At 68.8% G+C, this 13,486-nt stretch carries 10 protein-coding genes; 2 read left to right on the top strand and 8 right to left on the bottom strand.

The window, feature by feature from the left end:
• Window positions 1–32 precede the first annotated feature (32 nt).
• Window positions 33–1,253: a multifunctional CCA addition/repair protein gene (locus tag Q0P60_RS09955; protein ID WP_294992021.1), complete on the top strand. Its 1,221-nt coding sequence runs from the start codon at window positions 33–35 to the stop codon at window positions 1,251–1,253.
• 54 nt (window positions 1,254–1,307) lie between these two features.
• On the opposite strand, the gene Q0P60_RS09950 is transcribed toward Q0P60_RS09955, so the two are convergent.
• The 8 genes from Q0P60_RS09950 to Q0P60_RS09915 all read right to left on the bottom strand — a co-directional run bounded on the left by Q0P60_RS09950 (window position 1,308) and on the right by Q0P60_RS09915 (window position 12,078).
• Complete coding sequence (locus Q0P60_RS09950; RefSeq protein ID WP_005411035.1) at window positions 1,308–1,742, bottom strand: SseB family protein; 435 nt, start codon at window positions 1,740–1,742, stop codon at window positions 1,308–1,310.
• A gap of 174 nt (window positions 1,743–1,916) precedes the next feature.
• Window positions 1,917–2,954, bottom strand: coding sequence for a S41 family peptidase (locus Q0P60_RS09945; RefSeq protein WP_294992015.1), 1,038 nt, complete (start codon window positions 2,952–2,954; stop codon window positions 1,917–1,919).
• Window positions 2,955–3,161: 207 nt separating this feature from the next.
• Window positions 3,162–6,188: an autotransporter outer membrane beta-barrel domain-containing protein gene (locus Q0P60_RS09940; protein WP_294992012.1), complete on the bottom strand. Its 3,027-nt coding sequence runs from the start codon at window positions 6,186–6,188 to the stop codon at window positions 3,162–3,164.
• Window positions 6,189–6,433: 245 nt separating this feature from the next.
• On the bottom strand, window positions 6,434–7,501 hold the full coding sequence (locus Q0P60_RS09935) for a heparan-alpha-glucosaminide N-acetyltransferase domain-containing protein (protein WP_294992009.1): 1,068 nt from the start codon (window positions 7,499–7,501) through the stop codon (window positions 6,434–6,436).
• Window positions 7,501–8,649 (bottom strand): N-acetylglucosamine-6-phosphate deacetylase, encoded by a 1,149-nt coding sequence (gene nagA / locus Q0P60_RS09930; RefSeq protein WP_294992006.1) that lies wholly within the window; start codon window positions 8,647–8,649, stop codon window positions 7,501–7,503. The genes Q0P60_RS09935 and nagA overlap by 1 nt, the downstream gene beginning before the upstream one ends.
• The gene (locus Q0P60_RS09925; RefSeq protein WP_294992003.1) at window positions 8,649–9,677 is read right to left on the bottom strand and encodes an SIS domain-containing protein; all 1,029 of its coding nucleotides are present in this window, start codon (window positions 9,675–9,677) and stop codon (window positions 8,649–8,651) included. Before Q0P60_RS09925 ends, nagA begins: the two co-directional genes overlap by 1 nt.
• Before the next feature lie 7 nt (window positions 9,678–9,684).
• On the bottom strand, window positions 9,685–10,752 hold the full coding sequence (locus Q0P60_RS09920) for a LacI family DNA-binding transcriptional regulator (RefSeq protein ID WP_006391719.1): 1,068 nt from the start codon (window positions 10,750–10,752) through the stop codon (window positions 9,685–9,687).
• A gap of 39 nt (window positions 10,753–10,791) precedes the next feature.
• Window positions 10,792–12,078 carry a sugar MFS transporter gene (locus Q0P60_RS09915; RefSeq protein ID WP_294991996.1) on the bottom strand — a complete coding sequence of 429 codons (1,287 nt, stop codon included), beginning with the start codon at window positions 12,076–12,078 and terminating at the stop codon, window positions 10,792–10,794.
• 376 nt (window positions 12,079–12,454) lie between these two features.
• Here Q0P60_RS09915 and Q0P60_RS09910 point away from each other — a divergent pair, with 376 nt between their 5' ends.
• Window positions 12,455–13,474, top strand: coding sequence for a glucokinase family protein (locus Q0P60_RS09910; protein ID WP_197561812.1), 1,020 nt, complete (start codon window positions 12,455–12,457; stop codon window positions 13,472–13,474).
• The last annotated feature ends 12 nt before the right edge of the window (window positions 13,475–13,486 follow it).

Below are 13,486 nucleotides of genomic sequence, written 5' to 3'. Positions count from 1 at the left end.
ACATCGGCGCACAGGCATGCGATCATCCCCGCATGAAGATCTATCTCGTCGGCGGCGCCGTGCGCGACCGCCTTCTGCAGCGGCCCGCCGGCGACCGCGACTGGGTCGTGGTCGGTGCCACGCCCGCGCAGATGGAAGCACTGGGCTACAACGCGGTCGGCCGCGATTTCCCGGTATTCCTGCATCCGCAGACCGGTGAGGAGTACGCGCTGGCGCGTACCGAACGCAAGTCCGGCCGCGGTTATCGCGGCTTCGTGGTCGATGCCGATCCGGCGGTAACGCTGGAAGAGGACCTGCAACGCCGCGACTTCACCATCAATGCGATTGCCTGTGACGAAGACACCGGCAACCTGGTCGACCCCTATGGCGGCGTGCGTGATCTCGAACAGCGCGTGCTGCGCCATGTCGGCCCCGCGTTCGTGGAGGATCCGCTGCGCGTGCTGCGCGCCGCTCGCTTCATGGCCCGCTTCGCGCCCCTGGGTTTCAGCGTCGCACCGGAAACCCTGCAACTGATGCGCGAGGTCGCCGCCAGTGGCGAGCTGGATGCACTGGTGCCGGAGCGGGTCTGGCAGGAGCTGCGCAAGGCGCTGGCCTGTGCACAACCCTCGGCGTTCCTGCGCACGCTGCACGATGCGCACGCGCTGGGCCCGATCCTGCCCGAGCTGGAAGCCCTGTACGGCGTACCGCAACGTGCGGAATTCCACCCGGAAGTCGATACCGGCATCCACCAGGAGATGGTCAGCGACATGGCCGCACTCCTGGCGCCCGGCGATGACCTGGTCGGCTTTGCCGCACTCACCCACGATCTCGGCAAGGGCCTGACCCCGCCGGAGGAATGGCCGCGCCACATCATGCACGAGCAGCGCGGCATCAAGCCGCTGAAGGCGCTGTGCGCGCGGTTGAAGATTCCCGCCGAGCACCAGCAGCTGGCCGAGGCGGTCTGCCGCGAACACTTGAACGTGCACCGCATCGACGAGCTGCGCGACGCCACCGTGCTGGAACTGCTGGGCCGCTGCGATGCGCTGCGCCGCCCCGAGCGCGTGGCCCGCATTGCACTGTGCTGCGAGGCCGACAAGCGCGGTCGCCTCGGTTTCGAGGACAGCGACTATCCGCAGGGCGAAACGCTCAAGCGCCTGCATGCGGCGGCGCTGTCGGTACAGGCGCGCGACCTGGATACGACCCATCTGAAGGGCCCGGCCATCGGCGAAGCGCTGGCCAGGGCGCGGGTCAAGGCGATCGCCGCGGCACGCTGAATCGCCTGCGGCTGCCGGCCGCTGGCCGGCACTGCAGGCAACGCCAGCGCGGGATCAGTGCGCCATGCCGCGGGTGATCGCAGCGGCACGCTGCTTCAGCTGGGCCACGGCATCGGGGATCATCTCCATGCCCACGTCCAGGCCCGGGTTCAGCACCAGGCCGACGCCGTCGCCGATACCGGCCAGCAATGCATGCACCGCGATCGGCATCGCATGCGCGAACTGCGGCAGCTGCTCGTGCCACAGGCCGGCGCGCTCGGGCGCGGTGAACACCGCGAACATCGGCTCGCCGCTCTCGCTGGTCAGCACCAGCGGCGAGATGCTCTCGTCCCAGGCACCATCTTCGCCGATGGCCTTGTCCAGCAGCACGAACGCCGTCGAGGTCAGCAGGCCATCGAGGAACTGCGACGCGGTCAGCGTTCCATCCTGGGCCTGCAGCAGGCGCACCTCGAGGTCGTTGAGGGGTTCGAACGGGGTGTCGTGGTCCATGGTCGCTTCCGGAACGTGATTGCAGGGCAGACTTTAACAGCCCCGGCGCTTCGGAAGTTGTAGCGCCGAGCCGATGCTCGGCTGGCCCTTGCCGCCGCAGCCGCAGCCGCAGCCGCAGCCGAGCATGGGCTCGGCTCTACAGTCCCGGTTCGTGCTGGCCGATCAGCAGATCGGTCAGCGGCCCTGGCAGGCGGGCTGGGCCAGCAGCCAGGCCTGCGCGGCGGCAAGCGTGGCGGCATCGCCGGTCGTCGGCTCATCCGGCGTGATTCTGGCACCAGCACCGTTGCCATTGCGGTCTTTCATCACTGCGGTCGTGATCGCCAGCACGCTGCCATCCACCAGCGGGCGGGTGTCGTTGCTGGTCGAGAAACCCGCCGTCGACTGCCCGAAACTCCGTGCCTGGGGGCGCCCCCTGAATGACAGCATCGTCGCCTCCCCGGAGCTCCCGGTGTTCGACCCGACCAGGACGGCGACCGGCGCCCCCGGCTGCTTGAGGGAGTACCCCGGTCGGCCGAATCCCAGCATGGGGCGACCCTCGATCTGCACCGTGGTCGGCGTCAGGCTCCAGCGCTGCGACGCGCGGGCAGTGGCAAACGACCCGACCTCTTCCACGCCTGTCGGCGACGTGCGCAGCAGTGGCGCAACCCCCAGCAGCATCGGCCACATGTTGCCTCCACTGTTGCTGCGCAGATCGACAATCCAGCCACAGCGATCGCCGCTGTCCTTGCCACGGATGACCTCCTGCCATCGCAGCGCGCGCTGGATGTCCTGGTTGAACGCATCCTGCCGGGTTCCCCCCGGCGTGGCGGCATAGCCTTCGATGACGACCCAGCCAATGCGTGCATCGACGGCACCCGCCACGGTCGCCCTGGCAACGGCATCGGCGCCGACCTGCCGTGATCGCTCCGTGGCTTCACGCTTGCGTGCAAGCGTCATCCAGGCACCATGGCCTCCGGTGCTCTCGGCGATGATCTCGCGCAGAGCGGTATGCAACGCCCCCGGATACGCCTGCAACGATGCCAGTCGTTTACGAGCGGCAAGCCAGTCCACGTTGTTCCGGTAAAGGGCTTCGCGTTCGAGGAGATCCAGGATCTGCACCTGCGCTTCCGGCGATGGCACTTCGGCGGTGGACGCGGTGGCGGCCGTTGCATTGGCGGCCAGCATGGCGGCCAGCAGCGCGCCGATCCGGCGCATTCCGTTGCGAACCTGCATGCGACGTTTCCTTGTCGTTGGATCAGCTGCGCAGCATAACCGGGGGCGGATCATGCCTGCCATCGCGCGGACGGCCGCTGTGGCGCCGAGACAGTGCTGGGCCGAGCGGGATTGCGATGGAAGCAGCCGAGCATGGCTCGGCTCTACCGGATCATGACAGCAGAGGGATTCGTGTCGCCCCAGGTCGACACCTGCCAGACCGGGCCTTCACCAGTCAGCGCGCAGTCCGATGTTGCCTTCGATGATGCGGCGCTTCTGGTTGCGGTCACCGCCCAGTTCACGGGTGTAGTCGGCCACGGCGTAGGCGCTGAGCGTGCGGTTGAAGCGCCCGACCACGCCCACACCGGCTTCCAGCGCCCGCGAGCGCTGCGAATTGAGGATCAGGTCGTCGTCGAAGCGGATGCGGTCCTTGCCGGAACCACCGTGCCAGTAGTTGAGCTTGAAGTACGGCTGCCAACCGTTGTCGGCCAACTGGTAATCGCCGGCCAGGCGCAGCCCGATGCGTCCGGTCCAGGCATTGTCGTTGTCGAAGCGCACGCTGGAAACCAGGTCGCGCCGGTCGTCCAGCGAGGTGCGCTGCCAGATCAGCTGTACCTGCGGTTCCAGCCACCAGGCCGACTGGCCAAACCGCAACAGCGGCTTGCCGGCCTCCAGCGACACGCTGGTTCCTTCGCCGCTGATGCCGAACCCGAGGCCGCGCGAGGAACGCACCCGTCCGTCGTAGCGGCTCTGCAGGGCCACCGCGTCGATGTAGCCTCCGCGGCTGTCGGTCAGCGTCCAGTACAGGCCCACGTGCTTGTCATCCAGGCGGTTCTGGCCGACCTGCACGTTCTCCCAGCCCAGCGCCAAGCCGGTGGTCTTGCCCTGTGCGCGGGTACGGCCGACGAACACGCCGATCTGGTTGCGATGGTTGTCGGCAGCCGCGGCCCACAGGTCGAGGCCGGCCTGCAGGCCCATCACATCACCATCGAAGCCGGGCTGTGCATCGCCCCGCCAATGGATCTCGCTGCTCTGCCCGACCAGCCGGCCCCAGGCAGTACGCAGCGCGCCCTGGTTGTACAGCAGCCGCTGCTCGCCCTGGCGTTCGTGGAAGGTGCCGAGGCTGGCCAGCGACGTCTCGCGCAGCAACGGGGGCACCACGGCATAGGCGGCGGTCTCAACGCGATACAGCGGCACCACCGCACCTTCGGCCGGACGCGCGCCCGGCGTCGGCGGTGCACCGGTGCCGGGCAGCGAGCCGCCGGCCACCGGCACCTCCGGCACGGCCGGGTCCTTGGGTGGCGCCACCGGCGCCGGTTCCGGCGGCGGCGGTGGTGGCGCGGTCTCGCCGGCGGTCAGATCCGGATCGGTGGCGCCTTCGGGCGGCGGCGGCGGCGCAGGGGTAATCGGCGGCGGCGGCGCCACCGGCGGCGTGAGCGGAGGCGGTGTTGCAGTACCGCCGCCGTTGGGTGCCGGGGTCGGTCCGCTGACCAGGGTCGAGCGCAGGTACCAGTTCTCGCTGGTGCCGGCACTGACGCCGCCCTTGAACAGGAAATACTCGTAGGCACCGGCCGCCACCGGCGCGAACAGCGAGAACGCTCCCGGCGCGGTGCGGCCGCCATTCAGCGCCTGCACCACCAGGATGCCGTCGGCCAGCGTCGCCGCGCCGCTGCCGCCAGCATTGAGGATGCCGATACCGGTGGTGCCGGTGGCGGTACCGCCATCGATCACCAGGCGGTCGCTGCTGGAATCGTCCGCTGCCAGGACCGTGCGCAGGTACAGGCCGCCGCCATCGCCGCGGTAGTTGCCGCGCACGGTGAACACATCACCGGCGCCGCTGCCGGTCAGGTCGATGCGACCGGCATTGATCACCTCGACCAGGGCGGCGGCGTTGAACGGGCGGATGGCATGGTCGCCGGTGCCGGCGTAGACGGTACTGGTGTCATCCACGGTCAGCGTACCGGTGCCGGTTCCGCTGTCGCCCAGCACCAGATCGCCATCGAAGGTCAGTTCGGTGCTGTTGGCCAGGCTGATCGTTTCCCAGTTCTGCAAGCGGCCGACGCCCGCGGTCTTGACGTTGCTCAGGTTGAGCTGGTCGATGCCACTGCCGCCATCGAACAACGGCACCGCCCCCAGGTTGCCCTGGTTGAGATTGCCGAGGTTGGCAACGTCGTTGTCCGGGCCCATGTCGATCGCACCGTAGACGATGCCGCCGCCATTCCAGTTGAACGTATCGTTGCCGGTGCTGAGCAGCACCTGGCCACGCACGGTGCCATCGGTGATGGTCACGCTGTCGTTGCCACCGCTGACGCTGATGTTGCCGCCGATATAGGCGGTACCGGAGATGATGATGGTGTCGGTGTCGAAGCCGGTGACCACGTTGCCGTCGACGGTGCCGCCCGACATGTCCCACAGGTTCTTGTCCAGCTTCATGTTGACGCGGCCGATGCGGCCACCGGTCATCCAGGCCTGGTCACCATCCTCGAACGCACCGACGATGCGGCCACCACTCATGCGGAAGGTATCGATGTTGTCGCCCTGCTGCAGGGCGCCGAGGGTACCGCCGGTCATGACGAAGTCGTCGCGGCCGCTGCCTTGCGCCACCACGCCGGTGACGGTGCCGCCGCTGACCGTCATCTGGTCATCGCCAGCACCCTGGTCGACGCTGTCGATCGTGCCATCGGTGAGCAGCAGCACGTTGTTGCCATCACCCTGCAGGACGCCACCGGCAATGCTGCCGGCCTGCATCTCCAGCCGGTCGTTGCCCGCCCCGAACTGCACGCCGGTACGGCCGCTGATCGTTCCGCGGTTGACCAGCACGCTGTCGCCGGCGCCGAGGAACTGCAGGGCAACCGTGTTGCCGGTGCTGATGCTGCCCGCGTTCTCGACGCGGCTGCCCGCACCGAGCTGGACCGCCACGCCACCGACCGAGCTGATTGCGCCCTGGTTCGACAGCAGGTGACCACCAGCGCCGACCAGCGCGATGGCCGATCCGCCCCCGCTCTGCTGCAGTTGCGCGCCGCTGGCCACGTTGACGGTGATGCCGGACGCGCCGGTCGCAGTGATCGGCGTGGTCTGCGGATTCGGTGCCGTCGCACTGCAGGTCACGGCCTGCCCGGCGATGGGCGTGGCGGTGTCACAGCCGGCCCAGGCGCTGCTGCTGGTCAGCAGCAGGACCGACGGCACGGCCAGCACCTGCAGCACGGAAACGGCGAGGCGACGCGGACGCAGGACACGAGGGAAGGCGCGGGGCATGGAGCACTCCTGGGCGGGGAATCAGGAACTGCTGTCAGGCAGCACTGCGAAGGCAGTCTGCTCCGCCATGAACCGTTTTGGCAGGTGAACTTTTGTGGCTGCAATCACACTTCAGACCTGAAATGTTCCGGCCATCACGCCGGCTCGACGTGGCTGAAACCGTTCATTCCAGCTGCGCCGAGGCGTCACGCGAGAACCTCCACGCATGGATTAGATAGATCCACGCCACGCGTGGATGAATCCCATCAGATCTTCAGATAGATCTTCCGCCGGTCCAGCCACCACGCCACGCCCCACCACAGCGCGACGAACGCCAGCGCCTGCAGCATCGACGCCAGCTCAAGCGCGCCCGGCATCGCGGCGGCCAGCTGCTGCCAGATCCAGCCCCAGGCACCGGTGGCCATCAGCACCACCGACATCACCGACGCCCCCAGGTACGCCGTGATCGCGTTGACTCCCAAACGCCGGCCCAGCGCCGGCCAGCCCTTCTGGTCGATCAGCAGGTGGCCCAGCCACAGTGCCAGCGCGGCCAGTCCACCGGTCCACAACACGTAGCTCGGCGTCCACAGCTGCTTGTTCAACGGCAGCACCGTGGCCAGCAGCAGGCCCAGCAGCGCGGTCGCTACGCCCAGCCCGGCCAGCGCTGTCGAACGACCGCTGCGCAGCAGTCCACCGGCGAGCAGACCAAGCACGGTACTGGCCAGGGCACCCAGCGTGCTCAACACCCCTTCCGGGTCATGGCCGAGCCCGGTGTCAGCGTGCCACTGGTAGATCCACGGCGCGAACAGCGCGGTGTCCAGGCGACTGGCCGGATTGGTCCATGGCGCCAGGTCGCCGATGCCGAGCAGCAACAGCGTGTAGCCGAGCAGCAACACCGCCAGCACACCGGCCTGCATGCGCGGGCGCGCATACACCGCCAGCACGCCGACCAGCGCCGCGCACACCGCGATCCGCTGCAGCACGCCCCAGATGCGGAAGTGGTGCGTATGCAGCGCCCACCAGACCAGCAGGTGCAGCAACGCACCGGCCAGCAGGATACGCAGTGCGCGTTCCAGCACGCCCCGCGCCAAGACCGGCCGGGCGGCCGCATCCAGTGCACGCGGTGCCACGCTGAAGGCCATCGACACCCCGACCAGGAACAGGAAGAACGGGAACACCAGATCGGTGGGCGTGCAGCCATGCCAGTCCGAATGGCGCAGCGGTGCGAACACCGCGCTCCAGTCTCCCGGGTTGTTGACCAGCAGCATCGCCGCCACGGTGATGCCGCGCAGGGCGTCGATCGAGCCCAGTCGGCGCGGCGGCAGGGTGTCCATCAGGCCGCCTCGTACTGTCCGCCGATCCAGGTGCCGCGCACGCGCAGGGCGTCGTCCAGCAGCACCAGGTCAGCCTGGTAGCCCTCGGCGATGTGGCCCAGCCGGTCATCGACATTGAGGAACTGCGCCGGATAGGTCGAGGCCATGCGTGCGGCTTCGGCCAGCGGCTGGCCCAGCAGCTGCACGGTGTTGCGCACGGCGGTCGCCATGTCCAGCGCCGAGCCGGCCAGCGCGCCGGCCGCATTGCGCACCACGCCATCGATGGCGGTGATGGTTTCGCCATACAGCACGTAGCTGGGGTCGTCGGCGCCCACCGGCGGCATCGCATCGGTCACCAGCAGCAGGCGACCCTGCGGCTTGGCGGCCAGTGCCACGCGCAGGCTGGCCGGGTGCACATGCACGCCGTCAACGATGATGCCGATCCAGCTGTCGCGGTCCTCCAGCGCGGCGCCCACCGCACCGGGCTCGCGGCCCTGCAGCGGCGACATCGCGTTGTACAGGTGGGTGAAGCCGCGCACGCCGGCATCCAGGCCGGCACGGATCTCTTCATAGGTGCCTGCGGTGTGGCCGGCGGCAACGATCACGCCACGCTCGACCAGCGCGCGGATGGTCTCCAGCGGCACCCGTTCCGGCGCCAGCGTCAGCAGGGTCACGCCGTTGTCGAGCGACGCGGCAAGTGCAATCTCTTCCTCGTCCGGCACGCGGAACTTGCTGGCATCGTGGGTGCCCTTGCGCGCCGGTGCGATGTACGGGCCTTCCAGGTGGATGCCGATCACGCCGGGAACACCCTCTGCGATCGCCTCGCGCATCGCGGCGATGGCGTTGCGCATCACCGCGACGTCATCGCTGATCAGCGTCGGCAGCATCGCCGTGGTACCGAAACGGCGGTGCGCCTGCGCGATGGTGCGCAGTGCTGCCACGTCCGGCGTGTTGTTGAACAGCGCCCCGCCGCCGCCATTGACCTGCACGTCGATGAAACCCGGCAGCAGCCAGCCACCGCCCAGGTCAACCTGTTCGGCGGCGTGGCCCAGCTGTGGCGCCGCATCGGGCAGCAGCGCGGTGATCCGGCCCTGCTCGATCACCACCGCCAGATCGTCGCGGAACTCTTCGCCGGCAAGGACCCGGGCGTTGCGCAGGACGGTTGCCATCACACCGTCTCCGTGACCTTGTTCAGGTGCGGCGGCAGATCCGGATTGAAGCCCCGGCGCAGCGCCAGCGCGTTGATCGCGCGATAGAAGCTCTGCACGGTCAGCAGCGGTGCGCACAGCGGATGCGGCGCAGCAGCCACCGGCAGATTGCCACCGGCACCGGCCATCCACACCTGCGCGCCGCGCGAGGTGAACTCATCGACCACGGCACGGGTACCGGCACCGGTCTCGTCCGGCTGCGCAAAGGCCAGTACCGGGAAACCGCGGTCGACCAGCGCCATCGGGCCGTGCTTGACCTCGGCCGAGCTGTAGGCCTCGGCGTGCAGGCTGCAGGTTTCCTTGAACTTCAATGCAGCTTCCTGCGCCGCGCCCAGGCCCAGGCCGCGGCCCAGCACGAACAGGTTGGTGGCATCGACCAGGCCGTCAGTGACCTGGCTCCAGTCGCACTGCCAGGCCGCGCGCATCGCGTCCGGCAGCAGGTCCAGTGCGGCACGCAGGCTGCTGTCCTGCTTCCAGTACGCGGCCAGCTGCAGCAGCGCGGCCAGCGAGGCCAGGTAGCTCTTGGTCGCGGCCACGCTCTTCTCGGCACCCGCATGCAGCGGAATGACCGTGTCGGCCAGCTGCGCCAGCGGCGAATCCTCGACGTTGACCAGGGCGATCACGCGCGCACCGGCGGCCTTGGCGGCCTCGGCGTTGCGCAGCAGGTCCGGGCTCTTGCCCGACTGCGAGATGACGATGAACAGCGCGCCACGCAGCTGCAGCGGCGCGGCGTATACCGAGCCCACCGACGGCGAGGCCGAGGCGACCACCAGGCCCAGCTGGGTTTCCAGCAGGTACTTGCCATAGGTGGCGGCATGGTCGGAGCTGCCGCGCGCGCAGGTGACCACGAACGGCGGCGGCGCAGCGCGCAGGCTGGCCGCCAGGGTTTCCAGGGTGGCGTGGTTGCGCGAGAACTGGCGGGCAACCACATCGGCCGCTTCAGCGGCTTCGGCGAACATCAGGGTGGCAGTGGGGTCTGACAGCGACATGGCAGGCTCAGGCAGGATCGGAAGGAAGGGGGCGTGCGCCGGCCGGGCGCATCGGCGCGGTGGAACCGCGCACCACCAGCTGCGGCACGAAGCCCTGGTTGTGCAGCGGTGCCGGCGCATCGTCGTAGGCGTCGCTGCGCAGCTGCGCGATCAGCAGGCGCGCGGCATGGCGGGCGATGTCCTCGGTGGCCTGCTTGGCGGTGGTCAGCGGTGGCCACGACTGGCGCGAGAACGGGCTGTCCTCGAAACCGGCGATGGACAGGTCGTACGGCACGTTCATGCCGGCCGACTTGGCAGCCGCCAGCACACCGGCAGCGATTTCGTCGTTGGAGCCGAAGATCGCGGTGGGCGGTTCGCGCAATGCCAGCAGGCGCCGCGCACCGCGGAAACCGTCGTCGAAGGTGTAGTCGCCCTGCACCACCAGGTGCTTGTCCACGGTCATGCCGTAGTCCTTCAGCGCGGCTTCGTAGCCGGCATAGCGTTCGCCCGATGAGCGGTGCGAGATGCCGCCCCAGAGGAAGCCGATGCGCTGGTGGCCGAGCTGGATCAGGTGCTCGGTGATCTCGTAGGCGGCCTCACGGTCGTCCACGAACACGCACGCCCCATCGGCCGGGTCTTCGGTGGCGGCGATGATCCGCACCAGCTTGATGCCGCGCGCCGTCAGCGCCTGGATCAGGTCGCGACGCTCGGACATCGGCGCGGTCAGCACCAGCCCGGCCAGGCGCGAACGCTGCACCCAGTCGGCCAGTTCATCGGCCAGCAGCGGCGAGCTGGAATCGCAGGGATGGATCTGCAGGCCGAAGCCGGTCTCGCGGCAGGCGGCGAGCACGCCGTTCTGCACGCCGATGATGTGGTACGGGTTCGGGTTGTCGTAGACCAGCCCGATCACGAAGGTGGTGCCGCTGCGCAGGTTGCGCGCCGACGGATCGGGCTCGTAGTCCAGCTCGGCGATGGCACGCAGCACCCGCGCGCGGGTCGCCTGCATCACCGAGGGCTCGTTGTTGATCACCCGCGAGACCGTCTTCAGCGAGACCTTGGCCTTCTCCGCAACGTCCTTGATGGTCGCTCTGCGCATGGGTTTTCCCTGGGGTTGGCTGCCGTCCATCATCGCCGATCAGCGCTCCTGTGGCAGGCCGGCGCGGTGGCCGACCACCGAGTAGAACAGGATGTACAGGTAGCAGGGCACCATCAGCAGCACGAACACCAGCTGGAAGTCGATGTGCTGCTTGAGCACGGCGAACAGCTGCGGAATGATCGCGCCGCCGGCAATGCCCATCACCAGCAGCGCCGAGCCGGTCTCGGTGAAGCGGCCCAGGCCACGGATCGCCAGCGGGAAGATCGCCGGCCACATCATCGCGTTGGCGAAGCCCAGCAGCGCCACGAAGGCTACCGAAACGTAGCCGTGGGTAGCCCAGGCACCGAGGCAGAAGACCACGCCCAGTACCGCCGAAATGGTCAGGTAGCGCGACTGCGAGACCACCCGCGGGATCAGCAGCAGGCCGACCACGTAGCCGACCAGCATCGCGCCCAGGGTGAGCGAGGTGAACATCTTGGTCTGGTCCAGCGGCAGGTCGAAGCCATGACCGTAGGTGCCGATCGCATCACCGGCCATCACCTCCACGCCGACGTAGACGAACAGGCACAGCACGCCCAGCCACAGGTGCGGGAACTGGAAGATGCTGCGGCGCTCGGTGGCACCGGCCGCAGCCGGCGTGGCGTTGGCTTCGGACGACTTGATTTCCGGCAGCGGCGAGAACAGCACCGCCACCGCCAGCACCACCAGCAGCGCGGCCATCGCCAGGTACGGCGCGTGGATCTTGGCGGCGAACTCGTTGAGCAGCTGCGCCTTGGTCGCTTCATCGGCGGCGGCCACGCTCGCCGACAGGTCGCCGATGCCGTGCAGCACCACGGTGCCGATCAGCACCGGGGCCAGCATGCCGGCGATCTTGTTGCAGATGCCCATCAGCGCGATGCGCCGTGCCGCGGTCTCGATCGGACCGAGAATGGAGATGTAGGGATTGATCGCGGTCTGCAGCAGGGCCAGGCCGCTGCCGATCACGAACAGGCCGCCGAGCGCTCCCGGGTACCAGCGCTGGGTGGCGAATTCACCGAACAGTGCGGCACCGCCGGCCATCACCAGCAGGCTCAGGCTGAGCCCCTTCTTCATGCCGGTGCGGCGCAGGATCCACGACGCCGGCAGGGCCAGGAAGAAGTAGGACAGGTAGAACACCATCAGCACCAGGAAGGCGCCGACCTCGCTGAGTTCGAAGGCGAGCTTGACGAAGGTGATCAGCGGGCCGTTGAGCCAGGTGAAGAAGCCGATCAGGAAGAACAGCACGCCGACGATGGCGATGGAGGTGGCCACGTTCGGGCGCGCGCTTGCAGCGGGGACGGCGGACATCAGGAGGGCTCCTGCGGCGACGGCCGCAGAACGCGGCGTCGGAGAGTGGCTGGGAACAACGTTGTCACATTCTTTCGATGGACAACCGCGGTTTGTCAACTTCCCTGCGCGCCTCCGCAGACCTCGTGCTGCGCTGCGCAACCCGGACCCGGCGCATCCCGCTGAATGCGCTTCAGCCCTTGAGCCCCATGCAGCAACGCTTCCCGCGTGAAACCCATGCTCACGCCATGTAAACGTTTACTGCACGTCGCATTCGTTGCGACGCAGCAACGAAAGTGTCACGAACTCGTTGACATCGTTGTCAGCGCGGTTACAGACTCCGCCCCAATCGCCGCCCCCGATCCCGGGTCCGGCCCCACCTGCAGCAGGAGCCCGCGTGACCGCCAGCCACCCCGCCCCGGCCCATGTCCTGTCCCGAGTCGCGCCCTCGTTCCTGGCCGCCGACGTTGGTGGCACCCATGTGCGCGTGGCCCGGGTCCAGGCCAGCGGTGATGCCGCCCATCCGGTGCAGGTGCTGGAATACCGCAAGTACCGCAACGCCGACCATGCCGGCCTCAGCGCGATCCTGTCCGACTTCCTGGGTGAAGGCCCGCGCCCCACGCACTGCGTGGTCGCCAGCGCCGGCTATGCCCGCGAGGACGGCACGGTGATCACCGCCAACCTGCCGTGGCCGCTGTCGGCCCGCCAGGTCGAGGCCGACGTCGGCCTGCAGCGGGTCTACATCGTCAATGACTTCGAAGCGGTGGCCTACGCCGCCGCGCAGGTGGACGCCAGTGGCGTGCTGCACCTGTGCGGGCCGGACACCGCGGCACGCGGCCCGACCCTGGTGGTCGGCCCCGGCACCGGCCTCGGCGCCGCGCTGTGGATCCCCACCGCGCACGGCCCGGTGGTACTGCCGACCGAAGCCGGCCAGCCGACCCTGGCGGCCAGCACCGAACTGGAAATGGCCATCGTCCGCCACATGCAGCGCGACCGCGCCCACGTGTCGATCGAGCATGCGATCTCCGGCCCGGGCCTGATGAACCTGTACCGCGCGGTATGCGCGCTGCAGGGGCAGGCGCCGACGCTGGCCAGCCCGGATGCGGTGACCGCCGCGGCCATGGCCGACACCGATGCGCATGCACGCCAGGCGCTGGATGTGTTCTGCGGCCTGCTCGGCAGCACCATCGGCGACATGGCCCTGTTCTACGGCGCCCACGGTGGCGTCTACCTGGCCGGCGGCATCCTGCCGCAGATCCGCGAATACCTGCACGCCAGCACCTTCGTCGAACGCTACCTGCAGAAGGGGCCGATGGGCGAAGCGCTGGCACGCATCCCGGTGAAGGTCGTCGAGCACGGCCAGCTGGGCGTGGTCGGTGCTGCCAGCTGGTACCTGCAGCAGCAGTCGGCCGCCTGACACCGCAACAGG

It is taken from the genome of uncultured Stenotrophomonas sp. (assembly GCF_945952405.1).
Lineage (GTDB): Bacteria > Pseudomonadota > Gammaproteobacteria > Xanthomonadales > Xanthomonadaceae > Stenotrophomonas.
This window is presented reverse-complemented; position numbering and strand designations above follow the sequence as displayed.

What these genes read in the sequence shown, in the direction of transcription:
- Q0P60_RS09915 (WP_294991996.1), bottom strand. Translation starts at nt 12,078, where the DNA reads ATGTCCGCCGTCCCCGCTGCAAGCGCGCGCCCGAACGTGGCCACCTCC.
- Q0P60_RS09940 (WP_294992012.1), bottom strand. Translation starts at nt 6,188, where the DNA reads ATGCCCCGCGCCTTCCCTCGTGTCCTGCGTCCGCGTCGCCTCGCCGTT.
- Q0P60_RS09920 (WP_006391719.1), bottom strand. Translation starts at nt 10,752, where the DNA reads ATGCGCAGAGCGACCATCAAGGACGTTGCGGAGAAGGCCAAGGTCTCG.
- Q0P60_RS09945 (WP_294992015.1), bottom strand. Translation starts at nt 2,954, where the DNA reads ATGCAGGTTCGCAACGGAATGCGCCGGATCGGCGCGCTGCTGGCCGCC.
- Q0P60_RS09925 (WP_294992003.1), bottom strand. Translation starts at nt 9,677, where the DNA reads ATGTCGCTGTCAGACCCCACTGCCACCCTGATGTTCGCCGAAGCCGCT.
- Q0P60_RS09955 (WP_294992021.1), top strand. Translation starts at nt 33, where the DNA reads ATGAAGATCTATCTCGTCGGCGGCGCCGTGCGCGACCGCCTTCTGCAG.
- nagA (WP_294992006.1), bottom strand. Translation starts at nt 8,649, where the DNA reads ATGGCAACCGTCCTGCGCAACGCCCGGGTCCTTGCCGGCGAAGAGTTC.
- Q0P60_RS09950 (WP_005411035.1), bottom strand. Translation starts at nt 1,742, where the DNA reads ATGGACCACGACACCCCGTTCGAACCCCTCAACGACCTCGAGGTGCGC.
- Q0P60_RS09935 (WP_294992009.1), bottom strand. Translation starts at nt 7,501, where the DNA reads ATGGACACCCTGCCGCCGCGCCGACTGGGCTCGATCGACGCCCTGCGC.